This is a genomic window from Algoriphagus terrigena DSM 22685 (assembly GCF_000429445.1).
Classification (GTDB): domain Bacteria; phylum Bacteroidota; class Bacteroidia; order Cytophagales; family Cyclobacteriaceae; genus Algoriphagus; species Algoriphagus terrigena.
This window is the reverse complement of the sequence record NZ_AUBW01000009.1, coordinates 181,685-204,952: the sequence shown is the minus strand read 5'-3', so window position 1 is coordinate 204,952 and position 23,268 is coordinate 181,685. Positions and strand designations below refer to the sequence as shown.

21 protein-coding genes and 1 tRNA gene are annotated in these 23,268 nt (G+C 47.7%); 13 read left to right on the top strand and 9 right to left on the bottom strand.

Annotated features, from left to right (window positions below; all coding sequences use genetic code 11):
• The first annotated feature begins 16 nt into the window (after positions 1-16).
• The 4 genes from G459_RS0110175 to G459_RS0110155 all read left to right on the top strand — a co-directional run bounded on the left by G459_RS0110175 (position 17) and on the right by G459_RS0110155 (position 3,091).
• Positions 17-949 carry a DUF4625 domain-containing protein gene (locus G459_RS0110175; protein WP_026967564.1) on the top strand — a complete coding sequence of 311 codons (933 nt, stop codon included), beginning with the start codon at positions 17-19 and terminating at the stop codon, positions 947-949.
• A gap of 52 nt (positions 950-1,001) precedes the next feature.
• A complete protein-coding gene (locus G459_RS0110170; protein WP_026967563.1) occupies positions 1,002-1,466 on the top strand; it encodes a DUF4625 domain-containing protein in 465 nt (154 codons plus the stop codon).
• Between the two features lie 162 nt (positions 1,467-1,628).
• Positions 1,629-2,327: a hypothetical protein gene (locus G459_RS0110165; RefSeq protein ID WP_026967562.1), complete on the top strand. Its 699-nt coding sequence runs from the start codon at positions 1,629-1,631 to the stop codon at positions 2,325-2,327.
• 440 nt (positions 2,328-2,767) lie between these two features.
• Entirely contained in the window at positions 2,768-3,091 is a 324-nt protein-coding gene (locus G459_RS0110155) for a hypothetical protein (RefSeq protein ID WP_026967561.1), read from the top strand.
• A gap of 189 nt (positions 3,092-3,280) precedes the next feature.
• On the opposite strand, the gene G459_RS0110150 is transcribed toward G459_RS0110155, so the two are convergent.
• Positions 3,281-3,372 (bottom strand) — tRNA-Ser (locus G459_RS0110150).
• Positions 3,373-3,619: 247 nt separating this feature from the next.
• On the opposite strand from G459_RS0110150, the gene G459_RS0110145 reads away from it, so the two are divergent.
• On the top strand, positions 3,620-3,874 hold the full coding sequence (locus G459_RS0110145; protein ID WP_026967560.1) for a hypothetical protein: 255 nt from the start codon (positions 3,620-3,622) through the stop codon (positions 3,872-3,874).
• 270 nt (positions 3,875-4,144) lie between these two features.
• Positions 4,145-5,401 carry a sensor histidine kinase gene (locus G459_RS0110140; protein ID WP_157373308.1) on the top strand — a complete coding sequence of 419 codons (1,257 nt, stop codon included), beginning with the start codon at positions 4,145-4,147 and terminating at the stop codon, positions 5,399-5,401.
• A gap of 11 nt (positions 5,402-5,412) precedes the next feature.
• Here the strand turns inward: G459_RS0110140 and G459_RS0110135 are convergent, their stop codons facing one another.
• The 4 genes from G459_RS0110135 to recQ form a co-directional block, all read right to left on the bottom strand.
• Entirely contained in the window at positions 5,413-5,868 is a 456-nt protein-coding gene (locus tag G459_RS0110135) for a gliding motility lipoprotein GldH (protein ID WP_169725017.1), read from the bottom strand.
• Positions 5,861-7,276 (bottom strand): PSP1 domain-containing protein, encoded by a 1,416-nt coding sequence (locus G459_RS0110130; RefSeq protein WP_035455582.1) that lies wholly within the window; start codon positions 7,274-7,276, stop codon positions 5,861-5,863. Before G459_RS0110130 ends, G459_RS0110135 begins: the two co-directional genes overlap by 8 nt.
• A 131-nt stretch (positions 7,277-7,407) precedes the next feature.
• On the bottom strand, positions 7,408-8,697 hold the full coding sequence (gene purD, locus G459_RS0110125) for a phosphoribosylamine--glycine ligase (RefSeq protein ID WP_026967556.1): 1,290 nt from the start codon (positions 8,695-8,697) through the stop codon (positions 7,408-7,410).
• 15 nt (positions 8,698-8,712) lie between these two features.
• Positions 8,713-10,890: a DNA helicase RecQ gene (gene recQ / locus G459_RS0110120; protein ID WP_026967555.1), complete on the bottom strand. Its 2,178-nt coding sequence runs from the start codon at positions 10,888-10,890 to the stop codon at positions 8,713-8,715.
• Positions 10,891-10,987: 97 nt separating this feature from the next.
• Between recQ and G459_RS0110115 the strand changes: the two genes are divergently transcribed.
• On the top strand, positions 10,988-11,956 hold the full coding sequence (locus G459_RS0110115) for a KpsF/GutQ family sugar-phosphate isomerase (protein WP_026967554.1): 969 nt from the start codon (positions 10,988-10,990) through the stop codon (positions 11,954-11,956).
• A gap of 7 nt (positions 11,957-11,963) precedes the next feature.
• Entirely contained in the window at positions 11,964-13,040 is a 1,077-nt protein-coding gene (locus tag G459_RS0110110; RefSeq protein WP_026967553.1) for a mannose-1-phosphate guanylyltransferase, read from the top strand.
• A 193-nt stretch (positions 13,041-13,233) separates the two neighbouring features.
• Here the strand turns inward: G459_RS0110110 and rlmB are convergent, their stop codons facing one another.
• Together rlmB and G459_RS0110100 are read right to left on the bottom strand one after the other, a co-directional pair.
• A complete protein-coding gene (gene rlmB / locus G459_RS0110105; protein WP_026967552.1) occupies positions 13,234-14,010 on the bottom strand; it encodes a 23S rRNA (guanosine(2251)-2'-O)-methyltransferase RlmB in 777 nt (258 codons plus the stop codon).
• On the bottom strand, positions 13,983-15,218 hold the full coding sequence (locus tag G459_RS0110100) for a GWxTD domain-containing protein (RefSeq protein ID WP_026967551.1): 1,236 nt from the start codon (positions 15,216-15,218) through the stop codon (positions 13,983-13,985). The genes rlmB and G459_RS0110100 overlap by 28 nt, the downstream gene beginning before the upstream one ends.
• A 61-nt stretch (positions 15,219-15,279) precedes the next feature.
• On the opposite strand from G459_RS0110100, the gene G459_RS0110095 reads away from it, so the two are divergent.
• Entirely contained in the window at positions 15,280-16,056 is a 777-nt protein-coding gene (locus G459_RS0110095; protein WP_026967550.1) for a class I SAM-dependent methyltransferase, read from the top strand.
• Between the two features lie 33 nt (positions 16,057-16,089).
• Here G459_RS0110095 and G459_RS27190 read toward each other — a convergent pair whose 3' ends face one another.
• Positions 16,090-16,560, bottom strand: a complete 471-nt coding sequence (locus G459_RS27190) for a hypothetical protein (RefSeq protein ID WP_051315161.1) — start codon at positions 16,558-16,560, stop codon at positions 16,090-16,092.
• A gap of 128 nt (positions 16,561-16,688) precedes the next feature.
• A complete protein-coding gene (locus G459_RS0110085; protein ID WP_026967549.1) occupies positions 16,689-19,673 on the bottom strand; it encodes a glycosyltransferase family 117 protein in 2,985 nt (994 codons plus the stop codon).
• 172 nt (positions 19,674-19,845) lie between these two features.
• Between G459_RS0110085 and trxA the strand changes: the two genes are divergently transcribed.
• The 4 genes from trxA to G459_RS0110060 all read left to right on the top strand — a co-directional run bounded on the left by trxA (position 19,846) and on the right by G459_RS0110060 (position 23,030).
• Positions 19,846-20,166 carry a thioredoxin gene (trxA, locus tag G459_RS0110080; protein WP_026967548.1) on the top strand — a complete coding sequence of 107 codons (321 nt, stop codon included), beginning with the start codon at positions 19,846-19,848 and terminating at the stop codon, positions 20,164-20,166.
• Between the two features lie 174 nt (positions 20,167-20,340).
• Positions 20,341-21,762 (top strand): MBL fold metallo-hydrolase, encoded by a 1,422-nt coding sequence (locus G459_RS0110070; RefSeq protein ID WP_026967547.1) that lies wholly within the window; start codon positions 20,341-20,343, stop codon positions 21,760-21,762.
• Positions 21,763-21,939: 177 nt separating this feature from the next.
• Positions 21,940-22,521, top strand: a complete 582-nt coding sequence (locus G459_RS0110065) for a YeeE/YedE family protein (protein ID WP_026967546.1) — start codon at positions 21,940-21,942, stop codon at positions 22,519-22,521.
• A gap of 14 nt (positions 22,522-22,535) precedes the next feature.
• Positions 22,536-23,030 (top strand): DUF6691 family protein, encoded by a 495-nt coding sequence (locus G459_RS0110060; protein ID WP_026967545.1) that lies wholly within the window; start codon positions 22,536-22,538, stop codon positions 23,028-23,030.
• The last annotated feature ends 238 nt before the right edge of the window (positions 23,031-23,268 follow it).

Sequence of the window (23,268 nt, the reverse complement as noted above, 5' to 3'; positions counted from 1 at the left end):
CAAACCAACTAATACAATGAAAAGAGGATACTACTATCTACTAATCGCTTTTACTACCGGTTTTGCCTTCAGCTCCTGTGAAGAGGACCCAGATCCGGTATTGCCTACACCCACCATCGAGAATGTGGAGATAGGATCCGGCAATAACCACATCGGAGTCATTGGAAGAGACTTTCACCTGAATGCCGACATCGTAGCAGGGGATAAGATCGATTTCGTGCAGGTGAAGATCGAGCCTATTGCCGGTGAGACGTACGCAAGTGACTGGAGCTTTGAGCTGACTTGGGAGCAGTTTAAAGGAGCAAAAAACGCCAATGTGCATCAGCATTTTGACATTCCGGAAGATGCCGTGGCCGGAAAGTATGAGTTTATCATCATCGTCAGCGATGAGAATGGAACCACTTTAGAGGAAAAGGCTGAGATACAGATTGTCGATCCTTCTGATTTGGCAGTGGACCCGATACTTTATATCTGGATGATTACGACAGACCAGGGGGATTTTCACTATGTAAATGAGACGCTCGTCAACCCTGAGAACGTCGGGTTTTCCAAGGATGAAATCCTTCAATCTGATGCGACCATCAAGAATGTAAAAGGAGACGGCAAGATGTACCTGTTGCTGATCAGAAAAGATCTTAACCATCGGCCAGAATCGATGGATGCCATCGATTTTTCGAAGGTGATCGTGTACGATTCTTTCTCTCATGAAGATGAACAGGATGTGGATTCTTTTGGCAATGTGATCTATGATGGCAACGGGGGCTTTCTTCGTCCCGCTCCGGAGTTTAAGATCGGCTCGCCGGTAGATAATAATTTTCCTGCCGAAGATCTCATAAGTGGAGAAAATGCCTGGAAGTCTGGAGAATACCTCTTCGGGGTCGTTTATACCAATTCTACCTATGACATCAGCCTGCACCATTATTTTGAGCTGGATGTGACAGGATTTTGAATCCGTTTTTCCCAGTTGCCAAGTCCTGAATAGGAATCACATTAAATCCCATATGAAAAATTATATTTTAGTTATAGGCACTCTCTTTTTGCTCACAGCCTGCGGTGAAGACGAGCAGCCGGCAATCGATCTGGAATATCCTGAGATAGTCGTCACTGAGAATTCTTTTCCAGTCCAGTGCAGTGTATTGGAAAGAGGTTCGAAGATCCAGTTTAGGGCGTTGTTCACGGACAATATTGAGTTGGGTGGCTATAGCCTGGACATCCACCACAACTTTGACCATCATACCCATAGTACAGAGGTGAATGACTGTGAGTCGGATCCGGTCAAAGCTGCTGTTGATCCATTGTTATTTATCCAGACTTACACGATTCCTAACGGTCTGAGCAAATACGACGCAGAAGCTGAGATCGACATTCCCTTGGACATTGACCCCGGAGATTATCATCTTATGATCAGGGTTACAGACCAGGAAGGCTGGCAGACCATTCAGGGGCTGAGCATTAAAATCCATTGATTCTTTGGGGTAGTTTCCGGCCATATAAGGAATCATGGCGCCTAAATAAATATGTGCAACAATATTGCATATACCAACCCTGTTTTTGCAACAATGTTGTATTTTTAATCTTCAGATCTGAGTAAACCAAGTCAACAACTTTTAATTACCAGTAAATCAATTATGAAAAAGCTTAACAGAAAAATCTTACTGCCAGCACTTGTTGCAGGCTCATTTTTGACCTTTTCCTGCTCCGACGATCCGGAGCCGATAGTGCTCGAGGGGATTGAGAAATCAAGTTTGATCTTTACAGAAATCTCCGGGGAAGGGGATTTTGGGGCCCACGGAGACCATTTCCATGGGATCGCGACCGCGACCGAGGGGGAATCTTCTACGATAGAGTTTGATTCCGAAGGCAATGCCGTGTCAGGCGGACATCTGCACCTGCATGCCGATGGGGTCTATAAAATAGAACTGCAAGCTTGGGATTATCAGGGCAACCGGGTAGAAGGAGACTACTTGAAGGACAAGGCTACTGCCGATCTCTACAAAGCATTCTTGATCGGCGGAGACTTGGTATTGAACCCCTCCACAGCCGATGAGTCCGGCGCGGTGTTCCAACCACGTGAGCAGACTTATGGGGACGGCACCGCTGTAAGCGGACAATACGAAACCACCGGAATCTTGGGGTACTTCACGTTGGGTGAATCAAACGAAGGAGAAACCCTCATGATTTCTTATGTCCTTAGAGAATTCACCAGCCCGGAGACAAAGACAACCATTACCAGAACGGACTGGAATGCGAATGATTACGCCACAAGATTCCCGGGGAAAGATGTCCTGACACTGGATTTTGAGATCCATGCAGGGGATGATCATTAAAACGGGGTAGGTTTGCCTTCTTCCAAAAGCTGTCTGAGGATCTCAGGCGGCTTTTTCTTTTTTAAGCTTTCTGATATATTGAAAATGGGGGGCGGGGTGTAACTGAATTCCGGGACAAGATATCCCTGCATCCTCTGTGGGGCAAAGAGCTTCCGGTATGATGCGCACGATCTGAACACTCTTTTTGTTGATTTGGTTACTTTCAGGGATTCGTATCGGTGCCGGAAAATTTACCAATCAACCACATTCTCCGTACCTCGGCATCAAGATCCCTGTGTCATCGAAATTTCTGCGCCGGGGTTGAAACATCTGGTCCATTTTTCCCTGGGGTTAAATCCGAACTCGCTTCCGGAGGGGGACGATTATTCAGGGCATTCTCCCGATGAAAAATTGGGACAGGCTATCTGACCAATAAAATCAAACCATAAACACATGAAATCATGGTAAAACAAAGTTCATATATCAAACTCGATTTTACTCTCGATGTCAATAATCCGAAAGAGCGCAAGCTGGTCTGTATGGACAACAATCCCTGGAAAATCCAGACCTATGGGGCGGTACTTTCCCTCTATGTCAATCGATTGGTAAAGCTGGTAAATCAAAAAGGGAAGCTAAAAAGCAGTCTGATCTTCGATGAGTTTCCTACCAGCTATCTCAATGGAACAGACAGTTTAATTGCAACGGCAAGAAATAACCGGGTGGCAACAAGCCTTGGAATTCAGGGCTTGAGTCGAATTACTCACTGGGATTACAAGCAATTGTGAAAATTTTACGGGTTCATCTAATAAAAAAGCCTGTAAAACGATTGTTTACAGGCTTTTCCTTTCCACTGTCGTTAATTGGTTGAAATCCTGTAATCCACAGAAAATCAGTTAATTAGCCTAATTAAAGGGCTAAAAAAAAGGAGCTACCGATTTTTCAATCTCGTAACCCCTTGTTTTTCAGTGTATTAATGGCAGAGGGTGGGGGATTCGAACCCCCGGTACAGTTTAACCCGTACGGCAGTTTAGCAAACTGCTGGTTTCAGCCACTCACCCAACCCTCTATTCCCGGTTAGCTACTTGGCTAAAGTGATGCAAATATAATCCTTTTGAAAAGACTTAAACAAGCCCGAAAGCCGATTCAAGCATTCTTTCCACGAAAGTGGATTAATCTGCTGGAAATCAACTTCAATATTTTTTGGAGCAATTTGGAAATCGTCTTAATTTCCCATCATAAATTTAAAAAATACCCAGTACTGGGTATTTTTAGACAGGATTCTTACCCTATTTTTATAAAAAATTTATTTTAATATGATCCTCCAGACTTCTAAATGTGACTTTTTGATCGAAGATTGTGGTAAAAACGATGGCAGCGTGTTTGTCTATTCAGAGCAGCTGGACGAACTTCAACGGCTTTTTGGCTCCTCCGAAACCGAATATTCACCAAGGCCTGACTGGAAATTTAGAGTGTCGACCTGCAAGCAGGACTTGGTTCACAAATTAATTCTGATCGTGAAGGAGGTCAACTACAGGGACTTTAACCGGGTTAGATACCTGTCTGCCTGATCTGGTTCATCCTGCTTTAATTTTAGGAAATTATTACAATGCTTTTCATTCCGTTTCTGGGGCGAAAGGCATTTTTTGTTTAAGCATCTTCTTTTTAGTGTTTGTTAAGGAATTTTATGCTGATTATCGGTAAACGATGATATAAAATTTCAATATTAGCTGATTTTGTATAGTTAAATTTTTTTAGAACTTTGAGAAGTTCATCCCCCGATCACCCCCGCAGTTTTGATTAGTACTGAAAGTCTTGAAAATCTGATTCCAGATTTCCTTATGGAATCCAGCGATTTCTATCTCGTCATCCTAGACGTGGAGGGAAAGGTGTTGAAATTCAACAGATGTTTTGAAAAGATAAATCCAGCAACAAGCGATGCCCGTTTTTGCGATAATCTCTCTCCAAAATCAGAAGCTGAATTCAATTATTCTTTGGAGTTGATGCTTGGTGCCCCAAAAATCCGCAGGCATGTGATGCTCGACCATCCGGATGCGGCGCAGCAAAGCGGCGCGAGGGTGTGGTGGGAGTTTTCGGTAGTGACGACGCCTGATATGGATCTGTCAGGGATCATCGGTATCGGCGTGGGGATGCAATTCCTCGAGCAGGAGATGCCGTGGAACAACCTGGTGGACGTCTTGGGTTTTGGGAGGATTACCTTGGACAGGGATTTCAGGATCCAGAGCTGGGATGACAACATCTCGCAGTGGTTTGACGCGGAGGGGGAAGATTGGAGCGGATTGGCTTTGACCGATGCTCCCGCCCTTCGTGGGGTAGCCGCGCTTGATCAGGCCTTGGACGGCGTTTCTGGCGAATGCAAGCCCAAATGTTTTTTGGTTGAACTTCAACATTCAACCTCGCCGGTATTTGCTGCCCTAATTACAGCGAGCTCTGAGGGCTACCATCTTTTCTTGGTGCCAAAAGAAAATCCACCCCTTCCACAGCTCGAAAGGCAATTGATCGCGCCATATGTTCTTTCGACCTTGCCAGGGGCAGTTTATGTATTGGATAGGGCGGGTAAACTGACGCAGCAGAACGAGGCGGCGAGAAACCTCGGCCGTATATGGAAAGGAAGAGCCTATTCTGAGGGATTTTCACTGACTTTCCCGACTCAGACAAATCGCTTCTCAAAACTCCTGCGAGCTATTGACGATGCGAAAAAAGGAGTAAGTACAGACTTGGAGTTGAAGATGCTGATGCCGAATCAGGAGTTTGCGTTTTGGAACGCGTCATTGAGATCTATCCAGCCTGAGCTCGGAAACCCGGAAGGAGTTCTGATCCAGGTTTTTGATTTGACGCCCCTCAAATCCCAGCTTGTACAAATCACCCGCGAAAACGAGCGCCTGAGGGACTTGGCCTTGAGCCCTTCCCACGTTTTAAGAGGCCCACTTTCTTCCATAATTGGTCTGCTGGAGCTGATCGACGTCAAGCAATTGGATATGGAAAATCAGAAGTTGTTTAACTATCTGAAGCCACTGACAAAAGAATTGGATCACACGATCCGACAGCATGCAAAAAAAATGAGCACCTTCCACTGAGGTGCTCATCATCATTTGAGGATCTTCAGACCCACTGCCTCCAGTCCCGGAAGGCTTTCCTGTCGCATGTATTGGATAAAATACAGTTCCCCGCTTTGGTCAGAGACCTCAAAGGGCAATGTGTCGTAGGCGGTGAAAGAATTACCAAAACCGCTGCCTATCGGTTTTCCGGATTTGGAATCAAAAAGCGGCACATTGATCAGCTTATTGTCTAAGATAAGCCCAGTCGTGTCTCTGGTGATCACACGGATGTAGCAGTTGGAAAACGGGTATTCTTCGTTGTACCTGATGCCGATCAGCTTGGGGCCACTTTTGTCCGCGAGAGCTTTCAGATCAAATCTTGCGCTGTCCCTTTCGTTCCAGGCATTCGATTCAAAGGAATAAAATTCCTCGTAGACCCGATCGCCCGAGCAAGAAGAAGCCAGACCCATAGCCAACATGCCAATCCAAAACCTCCACTTATTCATTGCCGCCATTGTTAGGTCCCTGATTTTTCCTTGGGGGAAAACGTCGCTTACCTTCCTGTTTATTCTCTGTTGGCTTGTTCGTTTGATTCTCAGGTTTAGGCCTTTGCGATTGGTTTTCCGGTCTCTGTTCGGGAGAAGGATTTTGAGATGGTTTTGGCCTGTTTCTGTTTTTATTCCTTCTTTTCTTGGCGTCGTTTCCTTCTTTCGATTCAGGTCTTCCCGGCAATTGTCCTTCCTGAGCTTTGGGCTGGGGAGGATTAACGGAAGGCTGATTTTGACGGTTTTGAGGTCTTTGCCCCTGCGGTTTAGGTGCTTGTGGTCTTGAAGCCGGAGGTCTGGATGGCTGCGCCGTTCTTGGAGCCGTATCCGCAATTGGAGCTTCTCCCTGTGGCCTTGGCTTCGACTTTTTCTTCTTTTTCTTTTTAGCAAATTTCTTATCCAAAAGCTCCAATTCACGGGTAGACTGCGCTGCCAGGTCTTCGATATCGGTTGACTTGTCCACTTGGAGATTGAATACCTTGATCCCTTGCTCATTTAGAGCCTGGATCTCCCGCACACGATCGCAGGTAATGCTGTGCCAGTCGTTGTCATGGTTATAGCTGAACCACATCAACTTCCGGAAGATGTCCGTCTTCTGAAGTTTTGCCGGACCGGATTCGGTTTGCAGTGGCTTTTCTACCTGTGGAATATCCTTGATGGCGTCCATGTAGGTGTCCAGCTCATAGTTGAGACAGCACTTCAACCGACCGCATTGTCCGCTGAGTTTGCCGGGATTCAGCGAGAGATTTTGATACCTCGCGGCGGAGGTGGTTACGTTCTTGAAATCGACCAGCCAGGTAGAGCAACAAAGCTCACGGCCACAAACTCCAATGCCACCAAGCCTTCCGGCTTCCTGACGAAGGGAGATCTGCTTCATCTCCACGCGGATCTTAAACTCTCCCGCGAGAGCTTTGATCAATTCCCGAAAATCAACACGGTCCTCGGCAGAGTAGTAGAATGTTGCCTTGGAGTTGTCTGCCTGATATTCGACGTCGGACATCTTCATCTGAAGTCGGTATTCATCTACGATCTGCTTGCAGCGGTAGAGGGTAGGGATCTCCCGGTGTCGGGCTTCTTCCCACTTCTCCATGTCTTTTTGCGTAGCCAACCGGTAGATTCGGGTGATGTTGTCATCGTTGCGAACCTTACGCTTTTGCATCTGCAGACGAACCAGTTCGCCCTGAAGCGAGACGTAGCCGATGTGGTGCCCACTTGAGACATCCACCACGACCGGATCACCGGTGTGCAGCGTGAGGTATTCTACATTTCGAAAGTATTCTTTTCGGCCTCCTTTGAATTTGACCTCGACGATGTCAAAGTTGTCAACCTGGGGGATTCCCATGTGAGAAAGCCAGTCAAAGGAGTTCATTTTATTGCAATCGCTCGTGCCGCAGCTGCCGTTGCTTTGGCAGCCTCCGGTACCTCCTGAAGAGGTGGAGCAGGTAGTACATCCAGCCATAATTTATATACAGGGCTCTCGCCTCGGTTAGTTCTTTGGGTTTAATTATTCAGTTTCAGGATATCCTGTCCGATATCTCTTCGATAATAAGCCTTCTCCCAGCTTATCTTTTCTACGGCCGCGAAGGCATTTGTGACCGCTTCTCCCAATTCCTTGCCAAAGCCCGTCACAGCGATCACCCGACCGCCTTGGTTGACAATGTCGCCAGCTGGATCTTTGGCAGTGCCGGCATGGAAGATCACGGCGTTTTCCACGGTTTCAGGAAGTGAAATCGGGAATCCCTTTTCATACGATCCAGGATAGCCACCGCTGACCATGACGACTGTCGTGGCATATTCAGGGGAAATCTTCAATTCGTATTCTGAAAGTGTTCCTGTGGCGATGCCCTTGAGCAGGCCGAGGAAGTCACTTTGGATCCGTGGCAAAACGGCCTCTGTCTCAGGGTCGCCCATGCGGACGTTATATTCTATCACCGAAGGCTCTCCGTCCTTGTTCATCAATCCGATGAAGAGGAAGCCTTTGTAGTCAATATTATCTATCTCCAGACCGGCAATGGTAGGCTTCACGATCCGGTCTTCCACTTTTTTGATGAATGCTTCGTCAGCGAAGATCACCGGGCTCACAGCGCCCATTCCGCCGGTGTTCAAGCCTGTGTCGCCTTCGCCGATGCGTTTGTAATCTTTCGCCTCCGGCAAAATCTTATAGCTTTTACCGTCCGTAGCCACAAAAACCGAAAGCTCAATGCCGGTCAGGAACTCCTCAACGACAACTTTGGAAGAGGCATCGCCAAACTTGGCGTCAAGCAGCATCTCCTTCAGAGACGTCTTTGCTTCGTCGAGAGTCTGGCAGATCAAGACGCCTTTACCCGCGGCAAGGCCATCGGCTTTCAGGACGATCGGCAGACTTTGCTTTTCCAAATAAGCCAATCCCGCCTCAATTTGGTCAGCCGTGAAGGTTTCATAAGCTGCCGTCGGCACTCCATGGCGCTGCATAAAGCGCTTTGAAAAATCCTTACTCCCCTCCAGCGTCGCTCCCAATTGGGAAGGGCCTACGATGGGAAGAGTGGCGGTATCAGGCTGGGCCTGAAGATAATCCACTAAACCCTTGACAAGTGGTTCTTCGGGACCGACGATTACTATATCGATGGCTTGATCTAACACAAACTGCTGGATGCCAGGGAAATCTGTGATTGAAAGGGGGACGTTTTGAGCGATTTCGGCGGTGCCGGCATTTCCGGGTGCGACGTAAAGCCGGGAACATTCCGGACTTTGTATGATCTTCCAAGCAAAGGCATGCTCTCTGCCTCCGCTACCCAATAAGAGTATATTCATTGACTCGTTTCGTTTTTAATTGGCATGTTCGGAGATGAACTTGATCCGGTACACCCGCAGTTCGTCTTCTGCAAAGTCCTCGTCACCGAGCTCTTCCAATGCCGATTTGATATGATCGCTTTCTGCATTCATGAAATAGTCATGGAGAGTGTCTTCCCGCTCTTCATCCATGATGTGTTGAATGTAGTAATCGATATTTAGTTTAGTTCCGCTATAGATGATCTGCTCAATTTCCTGAAGCAGCTCACCCATTGAAATATTGAGATTTTCAGCAATCTCATCCAGGTCGATCTTGCGGTCAATCTGCTGGATAATCGAAATCTTCACCTTGGATCGGGCTCCTGCGGTTTTTACAACTACCTCGGTTGCAGTTTCGATTTCATTTTCCTCCACATAGGCGGTGATCAGCTTTAGGAATGGTGCCCCAAATTTGACAACTTTTCCCATACCCACACCATTTACCTGTGCAAGTTCTTCTTTGGTGGTGGGGTAGACCGTCGCCATTTCCTCCAAAGAAGGATCTTGGAAGATGATGTAGGGCGGGAGGTTTTTTGTTTTGGCTACGCGCTTCCGCTCAGCCTTAAGCAATTCAAAGAGCCGTTCATCGTAAGCCGGACCCGTACTGATCTGCACGTCAACTGTTTCCGCTTCGCTGAGTTTTTCGAAGTCATGATCCTTGTACAAAGCTACGGAATAAGGCGCATCCATGAAATCTGTACCTTTCTGGGTAAGCTTGAGGATGCCATAGTTTTCGATGTCTTTCTCCAGCAGGGCAGTGATCATCGACTGGCGGATCACCGATGTCCAGTGCTTATCAGATTCACTCTTTCCTTTGCCAAAGACGGGCAGGAGATCGTGCTTGTAGCTCTGGACATAGTCGTCCATCTCGCCACGAATCACCTTGACCAGGTGCTCCAGACTGAATCGCTCGCCAGTCTGATTGACGGCCTCCAGCGATATCAGCAGGTCGTCCATTCCCTCGAAGGTCTCCCGTTCGCGCTTGCAGTTGTCACAAAACCCGCAGTCCTCATTCAGAGTTTCTCCAAAATAATTGAGGATAAACTTCCTTCTGCAGACACCTGTTTCGGAGAATGCAGCCATTTCCTGAAGGAGGATCTTTGAATTTTCCCGCTCGGTGACTGGCTTGTCTTTGTTGAATTTTTCGAGCTTGACGATGTCTTCGTAGCGGTAAAACATCAGGCAATGCCCTTCCAGTCCGTCACGTCCAGCCCGACCGGTTTCCTGATAGTACCCTTCCAGTGACTTGGGCACGTCGTAGTGAATCACGTAGCGCACGTCCGGCTTGTCGATACCCATCCCAAACGCGATGGTGGCCACGATGACGTCCAGTTCTTCATTCAGGAAGTCGTCCTGGGTCTTGATCCGGACAGCTGAGTCCAAGCCGGCGTGATAGGGAGCTGCGTTGACCTGATTGACTCTCAGGAGTTCGGCGATTTCCTCGACCTTCTTCCTGCTCAGGCAGTAGATGATCCCGGATTTCCCTTTGTGTTGCTTGATGAACTTGATGAGTGACTTCTTCGATTCATTCTTGATCTTCGGACGAACCTCATAAAAGAGGTTGGTTCGGTTGAAGGACGATTTGAACAGGTCAGCCTCTTCCATCTGCAGGTTTCGCTGGATGTCCTGCTGCACCTTTGGTGTGGCAGTGGCTGTCAGCGCGATGATGGGCAGATTGGGCGCTATCTGGCCAACGATGGTCTTGATCTTTCGATACTCTGGACGGAAATCATGTCCCCATTCGGAGATACAGTGTGCCTCATCGATTGCTACAAAACTCAGGTGAGCCGACTTCAGGAAGGCGATATTCTCCTCCTTGGTCAGCGATTCTGGCGCTACATACAGCAGCTTGGTTTTTTTCTTCAATACCTCATTTTTCACCCGCGTCGCTTCAGACTTGGTGAGCGTGGAGTTGAGGAAATGGGCATTGACTCCCACGGCATTCAGTTGATCGACCTGATTTTTCATCAGTGCGATCAAGGGAGAAATGACGATTGCCGTACCTTCTGTCACCACTGCCGGCAGTTGGTAGCAAAGTGATTTGCCAGCCCCAGTCGGCATGATTACGAAGGTGTTTCGATGGTTGAGCAGGTTGTCTACGATGAGCTCCTGATTCCCACGGAATTGGCTAAATCCGAAGATTCTCTTAAGATCTGCTTTTACTTTTTCATCCACGGGGAGAGGCGGCTTAGTAGGGGATAGATGCCTGTAAACAGGAATGAACGATTAGTTTTATACCTTTGACCAAAATTAGTGATTAACGCAGGTAAAATTGAATTTAGCTAAAAATATTAAAAATACAGCCACGCGGGTTTTGCAAAATGAAGCAAACGCGGTCTTAAATCTGATCGATTGCATAGACGGTGATTTTGAGGCTTGCGTGGAGAAAATCCTAGCCTCAAACGGGCGGGTAGTTATCACCGGAGTGGGCAAAAGTGCCATCGTCGCCAATAAGATTGTAGCGACCTTGAACTCCACCGGCACGCCGTCACTTTTCATGCATGCAGCCGACGCGATCCATGGCGATCTGGGAATGATCCAGGAGAATGACATCGTCATCTGTATCTCAAAATCGGGCAATACACCCGAAATCAAGGTGCTGGTCCCTTTGCTGAAAAAGCTGGGGTCGGTCTTGGTCGCCTTGGTTTCCAACACCACGTCCTACCTCGCTGAGGAATCGGATTTTGTGTTGAATGCGACGATAGGGGAAGAGGCATGTCCTCACAATCTGGCTCCGACTACGAGTACGACTGCGCACATGGCGCTGGGCGATGCACTTGCGGTTTGTCTGCTGGAAGCCCGAGGGTTCACGTCCGACGATTTTGCCAAGTACCATCCCGGTGGCTCACTGGGCAAGCAACTCTATCTGAAAGTCGGCGACGTCCTGTCAAAAGGTATTATACCGGTAGTCAGTGAAGATGCAGGTATCAGCGAGGTGATCATCGAGATTTCCGGCAAACGACTTGGCGCGACGGCGGTAAACGACGCCAGAGGCAATCTCACCGGAATCATCACGGATGGGGACCTGCGAAGGATGCTGGAGAAGACCCTGGAAATCCAGACCCTTCAGGCAAAAGACATTATGACCGTACACCCAAAGACTATCTCAAAGGACGAATTTGCCATTCGTGCCCTGAATCTGATGCGCAATCATAATATCACCCAATTAGTGGCTCTGGATGGAGAGAAAATCGCTGGTTTTGTCCATATTCATGATTTGATGAAAGAAGGCATAGTCTGAAAGAACAATGCAAAATAGACCCTATGTTGTGATTATGGCGGGTGGAATCGGTTCCCGATTTTGGCCATATAGCAGAAATAACCGACCCAAACAATTTTTGGATGTTTTGGGCACAGGCCGCAGCCTACTCCAGATCACTTACGACCGATTTTTGGAAGTCGCCGAGCCCGAGCGTTTCTATGTTGTGACCAATCAGATTTACTTGGATCTGGTAAAAGAACAGTTACCCAACCTGAGTGACGAACAGATATTGACTGAGCCGCTGAGAAGAAATACGGCGGCATGCGCTGCCTACGCAGCTTATAAGATCCACGCGATAGATCCGGAAGCAACCTTGATCGTCACTCCCTCCGACCAGCTGATCCTTCAGGAGAATCGCTTCATTGCGACCATCCGAAAAGCCGTCGATGCAGCTCAGGTAAAGGGCAGGTTGATTACATTGGGGATTAGACCCAACCGCGCTGATACCGGCTATGGCTACATCCAATATCTTGAAAGTGAAGACGGCGACTCGGCGATGAAGGTCAAGACTTTCACCGAAAAACCAAATCTAAAACTGGCCAAGACATTCCTGGAAAGCGGTGACTTCGTCTGGAACTCCGGGATGTTTGTCTGGAAAGTGGCCAGCCTGCTGGATGCTTTCAGTGAAAATATGCCGGACGTCGCGGAGACTTTTGAAGAAGGCAAAAGCCATTTTGGGAAATCCACAGAGCAGGAGTTTATCAACAGAGCCTATTCCCTGGTCAAAAATGTATCGCTCGATCTCGGCATCATGGAAAAGTCTGACAAAGTCTTCGTCATCTTGGGAGACTATGGTTGGTCGGATCTGGGATCTTGGCACAGCCTTCATGCCCTACGCGAAAAAGATGAACACAACAACGTTGTGGATGCCAATGCGCTCCTCTATGAAACTGAAAATTGCTACGTCAAAGTAGACAGCGGTAAGCTCGTCGTGATCGAGGGCCTAAACAACTACCTCGTCAACGAATCCGAAAATGTCCTACTGATCTGCAAACTCGACGGGGATAAAAAATTCCGCGACTTCATGGCCAGCGCAAAAAAGAAAGGGGAGGACTTCGTCTGAAATCGAGCAGATTTCAGACTACACACGAAGTTGTATCTATCGACCGAGCGAAATTCCATGTGGCAATTAAAAAACAATTACAATCACATGAAATCCTCCCCCAACTATTCTTGATTCTTTGCTTCGACTCCGCTCAGCATGACAGGGACTCTTGATTCTAGAATCTTGATACTAATGTCTAGCTACTTGATACTTACTTCTTCCGCTGTCTGATCGCTTCATAGATCGCCACGCCCGCCGAAACTGACACGTTTAAACTTTCGATATTTCCCGCCATTGGGATCTTGACCCGATCATCGACGATACCCATGATTTCTTGTGAAATCCCGTCTTCCTCGGATCCCATCACCAAGGCAACCGGCGAAGTAAAGTCGGCTTCATACATCACCTTCTCCGTTTTTTCAGTAATCGCCACCAGCGTCAATCCCATCTTTTGCATGTCACGACAGGCGTAAAATAGGTTCCTCACCCGGGCTACCGGCAAGAAGTTCAAGGCGCCAACAGACGTTTTGATCGCGTCAGAGTTAATCTGCGCGCTGCCTTTTTCGGGGATTACAATTGCATCTACACCGGCACATTCTGCTGTTCTCGCGATTGCTCCGAAGTTCCGCACATCAGTGATATGATCCAGCACCAAGATCAGAGGTGATTTCCCAATCGCAAAGCAATTGTCAATCACATTGTCCAGCGAAGCGTATTCAATGGAGGACATCTGGGCGATGACTCCTTGGTGATTTTTTCTGGTGATGCGGTTCAGCTTGCCATCCGGCACTCTGACCACGGGAATCTTCTCTTCCCTGCACAGCTGGAGCAATTCCTTGATCAGGTCGTTGTTCAGCTCTTTTTGAACGAGTACTTTGTCGATATCCTTGCCCGCATTAATGGACTCCATCACTGCGCGGGTACCAAATATAAAATCTTTGTCGGTGGCTGCTTTTTCGATCAGAAAGCCATCTTTCCGCTTCTCCATTGGGAAATGTTTTTGAACCAAACAGGCTGGTAAGCCCGGGACCGGTTCAGGGTGTAGAAATGTGGGCTGAGTATTGTTTTAGCCCGCGCAAAGGTAAACCTAATTTTCGAGCTATCGTCCATTCCTCCGTAAGCCCAGACTTCTCTGTCGAGGTAAAAATTCACTTCCTGAGGCGGTCCCATCACGATGTAGACCATGCCTTTGTCGGTCTTCCATCCCTCCTTGAAGTCTGTGAAGAGGATATTAGCAAATTCCACCATCCGGAAATAGTTACGGATAAGCTCCTTGGAGATGTCCGGATTGCGGGTGAGCGAGATCCAATACTCATCCAGCGCTTTCTTCTTGTCTTCCGCCAGGAGCAAGCTTTCATGTTCCTTTCGCGTCGAGATGTAGGTCACCATCTGAACCATCTCTTCCCAATCCTTGACCTTGGGGAATGATTCATGCGTGATTTTCAATAGGAGTCCAGTAGACGCCGTCGTGTCTGTCTGGAAGAAATTGTACCCTTCTTCATTGAGTTGTTTGGGGACATCCGCTAGAAAATCACCCATCTGGATCACATTCAGTTCCTTGGGAATATCCGCTGGGCGGGTTTCCATGGGAGGGAAGGGCACATCGAAGACCATCGGATAGTGGTAAGCCTGGATCGAAGGCGCGTTGACAGTCTTGAAAATCAGATATTCTTCCTTGTTGATATAGTTTTGATCGAAGGGAACGTCATTGGCATAGTAAGCTCCGAAATCCGGATGATCAAGCACATACGAACTCTTCAAATCGATATGATAGACGTATTCGTCCCCCTGGCGCGTGTCGGTGATGGAAAGGAAAGCGATTGCCGTTTCCTGACTTTCGGGGACTTCGACTGTCTTTTCAAAAAGCCAGTGTCGGTCCGTATCCTTTTTCAGATCGTCCTCGGTAAGTAGAGTAGCTTGGTCGGAGCGAATCTCCTGATCATAAGCCGAGAGAATGGAATAGCTGAAGCTAAAATTGGAAAATGCCGGACTTTCCTCAATCTTCTCGATTACAAACTGAAGCTTGAAACTAGACTCGCTGGTCTTGATAGGGATGATTTTCAGCCCCAAACGGGAATAAAGGGAATAGCGAAGCGCTTGATCCGTCGAAGAAAGGGTTTTTTGGGAAAAGGAACTGTTAGAAACGGTGAGAAAGCAAAGCAGCAAAAAGATGTAAAGGGTGTTGATTCGATTCATTGGGTCTTCATCTCGGGTTTTAAAAATTAGACTTACTTTTGCCAAAATACTAAAATTTCGAATGGCTACCTATACAACGGAAATCGCCTCTGACAAGTTGATCAGCGACAATCCTATCCATCAACGACTTCTCAAAGCATACATTGCAGCGAAGCCTTGGATCTCGGGAGATTTGCTCGAGGTGGGATGCGGAGAGGGCAGAGGAGTGGAAGAATTGTTGCCTTTGGCGAAGAGCTATGTTGGTTTGGACAAGATCGGCGAAGTGATTTCCATGTTACAGGCCAAGTTTCCGGGTGTAGATTTCAGGCAGGCTGTGATTCCTCCCTTTGTCGGATTCGGGGACAATTCGGTTGATACGATCGTCAGTTTTCAGGTGATCGAGCACATCGCCGACGACCGACTTTTTCTTCAGGAAATCTATCGGATGCTGAAGCCGGGCGGAAAGGCGATTATTTCCACGCCAAATATTACCCACACACTTTCACGCAATCCCTGGCATGAGCGGGAGTACACCCCGCAGCAATTGGTAGATCTTGCTGCGTCGATCTTTGACAAGGTGGAAGCAAAAGGAGTCGGGGGAAACGACAAGGTCTGGGCCTATCACGAAGCCAATCGCAAGTCGGTACAGAAGATCATGCGCTTCGACATCTTTGATCTACAGTACAAGCTGCCCGCTTCACTACTCCGGATGCCCTACGAGATCCTCAACCGTCTCAACAGAAATAAACTGCACCAACAGCAGGGGGATTCGGTGATCGAGATCACCCATGAAGACTTTCCGCTGGTTGAAAATCCGATGGAAGGGCTGGATTTGTTTTATGTGCTTTGGAAGAAGTAACAGGACGAATCATCGGTTAATCGCAGGAAAACTCTAACGATTTTCTCTCAGGAATTTGCTCTCACCAATTAACAGCTGGGACTTGGTAGCAGCGTGCTTTTCAGGTATCGCGGGATTAGACGTGGTGAGCGTGAGAACGGGTGAGCCATCTTCATCTTTCAACAGGATCTTGATGCTGCTGAGATACCAGGTCCAGTCCAAATCCGGACTCTTTCTCACTTGTTGGTAAAATGAGACTACTTCTTCGTCATTGTTCCTCGCCAACAATCCTAAAATTTTGGGAACATATTCCAAGGAATCTTCCGGGTTAAAAAACTTCGTATGGTATTCCTGTCCCATTACTATAAGTTCCGGCATCGTAATACCAAGGCCATCTAAAGCATGTTGGCTCATATAGCAAACGCTGGAATCCCGGATGTCATGGACCACCATCACTGTTGATTTGTCTTTTTCTGAGGCTTTGAGTTCAGCGATCTTCAAGTCTATCCTTTCCTGTAGATTCATAGTTGAAAAGTTTAAGTGTCTGAAAATTTAATACTTAAACCCTGAATAATAAGGATGGTTGAGAAACTCTCAAACAAGAAAGGCGAGAAAATAAATTCTCGCCTTTCTTGTTTGTGCTGTTTTTGGGACTATCGTCTCTCCAGTCTTCCAGGTTCAGCGCTGTCAGCACCGATCAAGCTTTCCAGTCTCAGCTTGAGAGTCTGAGCTTCCTCCTGATAGCCTCTTTCTTCCAAAAGAGGGATGAAATAATTCACCATTTCGATGGAGATCATCATTTCACGGTCGTATCCTCTGTTTTCACGGGTGTAAAACTCGATCATGTCCAGTGATTTCTTGGAGATCTTGTCGACGATATCCAGAGCTTTTTCATCTTCTCCTACTTCGAAGAAAAGCGGTACAGATTGGCCACTGCTCAGATCATAAGGTATCGCAGCATTTGGCATGGTCTGCAGACCGTAGTTTAGCAAGGTTGCCGCCTGTTCCATCTTATTTTCATCCAAAAGCGCCATTACGATCGTATTCAACGAGCTTCTGTGATTGGAGGCAAATCTTCGGTATTCCTCGTCCAAGTACGCATCCGGATTGTCCATGCCTCGGAAGGCAAACTTCTCCATGTAATTTTGATAAGCGATGTCCGTGTTGACCAGTTCGTCACGGACGAAATCCGGCTTGCGAATCGGGAGCAGGCGATAGGTCATCCCCTCCATTACCACATGGTCTTGCACGTTGATGCCGATCGTGGACAGCGAGGTGTTGTTGAAGTAGATCGGTCGCTCCCAGTTGTTGCTGACGATCAAATCAATCAGCATCAGGGTGCCTTTAGTGACGTAGTTGCCTGTAAGCTGCAGGTTCATCTGCGGTGCAAAGTATTCCTTGAACTGAGTCGGAACGATCTCATCATTTGCTACGAAACTGCTATCTACTTCCAGGATCAGGTTTCGGGACGGCACCATGTTGACGACGCTTTTTCCGCCCGTCTTCATCTTAAGCAAGTCAGATCCAGAGTTCAATAGTTTCAGGTACTCCGCAGCTGAGATGGCATTCAGATTTTCCTGCTCAGCGACGTAGAGCACATCGTTGGTTCCCTTTTGGTAGCGCTCCGGAGCCAAAGAGAAAGGTAGTGCCTCGGATTCGTTAACCGGACGCGTCATCTGATTGACGTACCAGTCCGTGTCGAAATAGCTCAATACAATCACTCGAACGTCAGTTCGGAAGTTTTCCACTTCCTGCACGTACCAAAGCGGGAAGGTATCGTTGTCACCGCCCGTGAAAAGAATGGCATTCGGCGCGCAGGAGGCCAGGAAATTTCTTGCCGAATCCACGGAGAAGAAACGTCCTTTTCTGTTGTGATCATTCCAGTTTTGGGTGCCCATGAGCCCGGCCACAGGTAGGGTGATCAAGGTCGCGATGATCGCGCCGGTGCTAAGGTTTTTGGTGACTTTGCCTAGACCATGGGCAATCGCCAAAACGCCCAAGCCGGCCCAAATAGCAAAGGCATAAAAGCTACCGACATAGATGTAATCACGCTCCCTTGGCTCCACCGGAGGGGAGTTGAGGTAGAGTACCAGTACCACGCCCATCATCAGGAAGAGCATGAGGTTGACGTAGAAGTATTTGGGGTCTTTTTTGGCTTGGAAGAAAATCCCAATCAAACCCAAGATCAAAGGCAGCATCAGGTAGTTGTTGTGGCCTTTGTTCTCTGTGATATAATCCGGGTATTTGTCGCCAAAGGCATCTGTCAGCCCTATCCAAGGCGCATCAGTGAAATCACTTTCTCTCCCGGAAAAATTCCACATAAAATACCGCCAGTACATGTGCCCAAGCTGATGGCTGAACATGAAGTAAAGGTTGTCACCGAAGGTCGGTTCCTGACCTTCTTTGAGCCCCAACTTGGAGCGGTAGATTCGCTTGTGATTTTCCTGGGTGGAATAGATTCGCGGAAGGATCGTCGTCTTCGTTGGATCGTAGGTGTTTTTCAGCTCATAGTCGACGATCTCGTACTTGTCTTTGCCTTTCATGTAGACCGGAGCGCCTTCTTCCTGCTCGACGAGTTGAGCAGTAAAGTATTGTCCGTGTAGGAGGGGACGATAGCCGTATTGTTCACGCTTCAAATAAGAAACGTAGCTGATGATATCCGAAGGACCGTTTTCGTTGATGATTGGATCTTGGTTGGATCGGACAATGACCAAGGCATAACTTGCATATCCGATCAAGATGAAAGACAGGGAAAGCAAGATGGTGTTGAGGATGGCGTGCTCTTTTTGGATCGAATACCTGATGCCATAGATCAAGGCGCCGAGGAAAAAAATGCTGAAAACGATGATTCCCGATCCGAAGGGAAGGCCAATGCTGTTGACCATGAAGATCTCCATGGATGCTGCAATGCTCGGCAATCCGGGAATGATCAGGTTGTTGATGATAATTAAAGCAACGCCTCCGAGGAACATGGCGAAGATTGCTCCCTTTAGACTTGGCTTGTGATACTTTTTGAAATAGTAGATCAGGGCCAAAGCCGGCAATGTCACCAAGTTGAGCAAGTGGACGCCGATCGAAAGACCCACTAGGTAAGCGATGAAGAGCATCCAGCGGTTTTCCATCTTGGGATCCTGGATCACTTCCCACTTCAAAAACGCCCAAATCACAATCGCAGTGAAGAAGGATGACATCGCGTACACTTCCGCTTCCACGGCTGAAAACCAGAAACTGTCTGAGAAGGTGTAGATCAGCGAACCGACAATTGCCGAACCCATCAAGGCGATAACCTGGCCCTTAGTTTCCTGTCCTTCTTCGATAGCGAAGATTCTTTTTCCAAAAAGTGTAATCGACCAAAACAGGAAAAGAATGGTGAATCCTGAGAAGAGCGCACTACCGATATTCATCCAATAAGCGACCTCAAGACCGTCTCCCATCGCCAAGAAACTAAAGAACCGATAGACCAACAGCATGAATGGAGCTCCCGGAGGGTGAGGCACTTGTAGTTTATAGGAGACCGCGATGAATTCTCCGGGGTCCCAGAAACTGGCGGTTTGTTCGACAGTCAGGATATAGACCAGTGTGGCAACTGCAAAAATGACCCAGCCGGTGACGTTATTGATCTGCTTATAATTGAGCATTAAGAGGGTAAATTAGTCGGGGCGAAAATATAAAAATTTACTCCAAGTCCGGTTTTTTTAGCACTTTTTAAAACTCCTTCACATTCGCCTGATCAAATCCAGTGTGACAAAAATTACTGTTATATCTCCCAAGTGAGCTTACTTTTGTAGGGTAGAATCTAATCAAAGTCCGATGAGCACACAGCCAAAGTCATTTCAGGAACTGATCAATGGGGAGACTCCCGTACTGGTGGATTTCTTTGCCACCTGGTGTGGGCCCTGCAAGACCATGCAGCCGATCTTGGAGGATACCTCCAAGCAGATGGGTGCCAAAGTGAAAATACTCAAGGTAGATATTGACAAAAATCCACTCGCCGCCAGCAAGTTTCAAGTGCGGGGCGTACCGACGCTGATACTTTTCCAGAAGGGCAAAATCCTCTGGAGACAGTCCGGAGTGGTGCCGGTGCATCAACTGGTCCAGATCGTCAATTCTACCCTCCAGGCCAACGCCTGAACTCTTGTGTGACAAAAGTCCTTTAGACAGTGTCGCCAAGCGGCTAATTTTATCCAAGTTTTCGAAGAAATAAAAAAAACCGATTCATGAAATGTCCACGAAAAAGTCTTCCCGTACAGCTGGATGATTATTTTGGGCATTCCATATAGCCTCTGAAAAAAAAAATAAAATCATATGAAAATTGAACAAATCTACACGGGATGTCTTGCACAGGGAGCCTACTACATTGAGTCTGATGGGGAGGCCGCTGTGATCGATCCGCTTCGGGAGGTGCAGCCTTATATCGAAAAGGCCGATCGCCGAAACGCCAAAATCAAGTATGTCTTTGAAACTCATTTTCATGCCGACTTTGTATCCGGACATCAGGATCTGGCGGCTAAGACAGGAGCCCAGATCGTCTACGGGCCAACCGAGATGCATATGGGATTTGACGCGACGATTGCCAGGGACAATCAGGAATTCTCACTTGGGAAAACCAAGATCCGTGTGCTGCATACTCCGGGTCATACCATGGAGTCTGTCTGCTACCTGCTGATCAATGAGGAGGGAAAGGAAGAGGCAATCTTCACAGGAGACACGCTGTTTATCGGAGATGTGGGCCGTCCTGATTTGGCGCAGAAGGTCGTGGCAGACCTGACGCAGGAGAAACTCGCTGGGCACCTCTATGATTCGTTGAGAAACAAACTCATGCCATTGCCGGACGACCTGATCGTCTACCCGGCACATGGAGCAGGTTCTGCCTGCGGCAAAAACATGAGCAAGGAGACATCGGATACGCTTGGAAATCAGAAGAAGACCAATTATGCGCTTCAGGATATGAGCAAAGAGCAGTTTGTCAAAGAAGTGCTGACTGGACTGACACCGCCTCCTGCCTATTTCCCCCAAAATGTGATGATGAATATCCAGGGATACGACAGCATCGATGCGGTGATGGAAAGAGGTGAGCGCCCCCTGAGCCCGGAGGAATTTGAGGCCGCCGCCAACGAAACTGGCGCCTTGATCCTTGATACACGAGCAGCTCAGGCATTTGCCAAAGGCTTCGTGCCCAACTCCATCAATATCGGAATAGACGGAAGCTTTGCAGTGTGGGTAGGAGCGATGATTCCGGATCTCAAGCAAGAGATCTTGCTGGTCGCCGAGGAAGGCAGAGAAGAAGAAGTGATCACCCGACTGGCGCGTGTGGGCTACGACTTTGCGATTGGCTATCTCAAGGGCGGTTTCCAGGCCTGGCTCGAAAGTGGAAAGGAAATCGACTCGATCCAATCCATCTCAGTGGATGAACTCGCTGATATCAAGTCGGACCACCCGGAGATTCAAATTCTGGATGTGAGGAAGAATTCCGAATTCGTCTCCGAACACGTCGTGGGAGCAGAGAATGCGCCGTTGGATTTCATCAACGAAAGCATGCTGGAAGTAGACAAGGACAAAACCTACTACGTCCACTGCGCCGGCGGCTATCGATCCATGGTGTTCAATTCCATCCTGAGGGCCAGAGGCTATCACAATCTGGTCGACGTCAAGGGGGGGTTCAAGGACCTGAAGGAATCCGGCAAGTTTGAGGTGACGGCCTACGTCTGCCCGACGACGCTGCTGTAATAGGCAAAGTGCAAAAATAGTATTTGGTACCATTACAAAGTACAAAGTGTCGAGACGCCAGGATGATGGTCAATCTGTTTGACTATTGTTATGATACTTCATTTAACCAGCTAATTGCCTGGAGTCAATGAATCTTGTCTTGCCTCTTGTTTCTAAAATTTCACTCAAATTATTCTTATGAACCAATTCGTTGACTGGATGAGTCAGCCCTGGCCTTGGTATGTGGCGGGGCCGATGATCGGCCTTACGGTTCCCGCACTGTTGCTGTTGGGGAACAAAAGCTTTGGTATTTCATCCTCTCTGAGACACATCTGCGCTGCGTGCGTACCAGCCGGCATTCCTTTTTTCTCCTATAATTGGAAGAAGGAAACCTGGAATCTTCTCTTTGTCCTGGGAGTAGGGATCGGAGGATTCATTGCCGCAAATTTTCTCGCAAATCCTTCCGCAATTGTTATTTCGGAGGCAACTCAGGCGGATTTGACAGCACTCGGAGTCTCTGATTTCAAAGCCTTGATGCCCTTGGATATATTCTCTTGGGAAAATGTGTTCAATGCCAAAGGCTTTTTATTCTTCGTTGTCGGAGGGTTTTTGGTCGGGTTTGGTACCCGCTACGCCGGAGGATGTACGTCCGGACATGCGATCATGGGCATCAGCAATCTCCAGTGGCCTTCGCTGGTCGCAACGGTTTTCTTCATGCTGGGAGGTTTCTTGATGACCAACGTCCTGCTGGAGCCTCTGATGAAATGGGTAGGATTTTAAGATAGAACGAAGAAATGAAAACGACCGAAAATATTGAGGAGTTTGAGGTGACTCAAAACTGCGAAGCACCAAATCTTCAGGAAAAGGAAGAGAAAGGATTGGGGATGCTGAAGTACCTGATCTTGGGAACACTCTTTGGGATTGTCTTTGTCAAAGCCGAGATCGTTTCTTGGTTTAGGATTCAGGAGATGTTCCGGCTTCAGTCCTTCCACATGTATGGCGTGATTGGTTCGGCGGTGATTGTAGGGATCATTTCAATACAGCTTATCAAGCGTTTGAAAATCAAGACAATTCAGGGAGAGCAAGTTCGTATTCCAGACAAGGAATTTAAAAAAGGCCAGATCATCGGTGGCTTTATGTTTGGACTTGGGTGGGCGATTACGGGCGCATGTCCCGGGCCGTTGTTTGCGCAGATTGGCGCCGGTTATACAGTCGTCTTGGTGACGCTGATTTCAGCTTTGGCCGGTACTTGGGTTTACGGCAAGTTTGCAGATAAACTGCCCAATTGATTTGATTGTTTATTTCAGGACCTTTGCTTCGGGATATCCGAGGCAAAGGTCCTGATTGAAGTCGATAGGATCGAAGTCTTTCCTACTTTCGGTTTCCCTTATTTCAACTCTTAGTCAAATACCTTCCTGATGATAAGCCGAATCAACAAGATCGCGGCTACCACTACGACACCTACAATTACAAATTCCATCTCAGTTATTTTTGACAAAACTACGGTCTCCCGACAATAGTTTGGCC

Coding starts and splice junctions, on each gene's coding strand:
- G459_RS0110175 (WP_026967564.1), top strand. CDS start 17: ATGAAAAGAGGATACTACTATCTACTAATCGCTTTTACTACCGGTTTT.
- G459_RS0110170 (WP_026967563.1), top strand. CDS start 1,002: ATGAAAAATTATATTTTAGTTATAGGCACTCTCTTTTTGCTCACAGCC.
- G459_RS0110165 (WP_026967562.1), top strand. CDS start 1,629: ATGAAAAAGCTTAACAGAAAAATCTTACTGCCAGCACTTGTTGCAGGC.
- G459_RS0110155 (WP_026967561.1), top strand. CDS start 2,768: ATGGTAAAACAAAGTTCATATATCAAACTCGATTTTACTCTCGATGTC.
- G459_RS0110145 (WP_026967560.1), top strand. CDS start 3,620: ATGATCCTCCAGACTTCTAAATGTGACTTTTTGATCGAAGATTGTGGT.
- G459_RS0110140 (WP_157373308.1), top strand. CDS start 4,145: ATGGAATCCAGCGATTTCTATCTCGTCATCCTAGACGTGGAGGGAAAG.
- G459_RS0110135 (WP_169725017.1), bottom strand. CDS start 5,868: ATGAATAAGTGGAGGTTTTGGATTGGCATGTTGGCTATGGGTCTGGCT.
- G459_RS0110130 (WP_035455582.1), bottom strand. CDS start 7,276: ATGAACTCCTTTGACTGGCTTTCTCACATGGGAATCCCCCAGGTTGAC.
- purD (WP_026967556.1), bottom strand. CDS start 8,697: ATGAATATACTCTTATTGGGTAGCGGAGGCAGAGAGCATGCCTTTGCT.
- G459_RS0110110 (WP_026967553.1), top strand. CDS start 11,964: ATGCAAAATAGACCCTATGTTGTGATTATGGCGGGTGGAATCGGTTCC.
- rlmB (WP_026967552.1), bottom strand. CDS start 14,010: ATGGAGAAGCGGAAAGATGGCTTTCTGATCGAAAAAGCAGCCACCGAC.
- G459_RS0110100 (WP_026967551.1), bottom strand. CDS start 15,218: ATGAATCGAATCAACACCCTTTACATCTTTTTGCTGCTTTGCTTTCTC.
- G459_RS0110095 (WP_026967550.1), top strand. CDS start 15,280: ATGGCTACCTATACAACGGAAATCGCCTCTGACAAGTTGATCAGCGAC.
- G459_RS27190 (WP_051315161.1), bottom strand. CDS start 16,560: ATGAATCTACAGGAAAGGATAGACTTGAAGATCGCTGAACTCAAAGCC.
- G459_RS0110085 (WP_026967549.1), bottom strand. CDS start 19,673: ATGCTCAATTATAAGCAGATCAATAACGTCACCGGCTGGGTCATTTTT.
- trxA (WP_026967548.1), top strand. CDS start 19,846: ATGAGCACACAGCCAAAGTCATTTCAGGAACTGATCAATGGGGAGACT.
- G459_RS0110070 (WP_026967547.1), top strand. CDS start 20,341: ATGAAAATTGAACAAATCTACACGGGATGTCTTGCACAGGGAGCCTAC.
- G459_RS0110065 (WP_026967546.1), top strand. CDS start 21,940: ATGAACCAATTCGTTGACTGGATGAGTCAGCCCTGGCCTTGGTATGTG.
- G459_RS0110060 (WP_026967545.1), top strand. CDS start 22,536: ATGAAAACGACCGAAAATATTGAGGAGTTTGAGGTGACTCAAAACTGC.